The organism is Psychrobacter sp. 1Y4 (assembly GCF_051847555.1).
On the sequence record NZ_JBPYDE010000779.1, the window covers coordinates 1 to 619 of the forward strand.

Genomic DNA, 619 nt, shown 5'->3' on the forward strand with positions numbered 1-619 from the left:
GATCGGTGCCAACGGCCAATAACGCAGGCTTTTCGGCATAGCGGCTATAAGTGAGCAGCGTTGTTTTATTGAGGTTTTCTTTACAGGTGCTGGGCTGACCTTTATCAAAGGCCCATGACTTGATACTGGCGTCGTCCGCCGCGGTAAATAGGCGCGTGTCAGACACGCACAGGGCGGTAATCATCTGACTGTGACCGCTCGCCTTAGCTCTATCAATCGCGTGCAGCTCACCTTGTACATGCGTGCGGTAGAGCTGCTTGTCTGTGCCTGCTGAAAAGAAATACTGACTGACAGGCTCAAAACACAGCGCGTTGACGCGGCCTTGATGCAGCGGTTTGCTGCTGCTAAGGATTAACTGCTGCGACTCGCTGTGCCATTGATAGCTGCTGACCATACCCGCATCATCACCGATGACCAGCCATTCACCGTCACTTGAGGCGGCCATGGCTGTGGTAGATTGGCGCGCATCGACAGATGTGCTTATATCAGGATAAGGCTGGGCGATGGGCGTTACGGATGCGGATTGCTGCTCATCTAACGGGTAGATGACCATGTGCTTGGGATACAGCACGGCAATGGCTTGCTTGAGCATTTGCAGGCTAACTGCTTGCGGGCTGTC

At 54.1% G+C, this 619-nt stretch carries 1 protein-coding gene; it reads right to left on the reverse strand.

Features of this window, described 5'->3' with window-relative positions:
• Positions 1–619, reverse strand: a 619-nt coding sequence (locus tag ACS8FC_RS18845) for a WD40 repeat domain-containing protein (RefSeq protein ID WP_439297915.1), incomplete at both ends; no start/stop codon positions are given.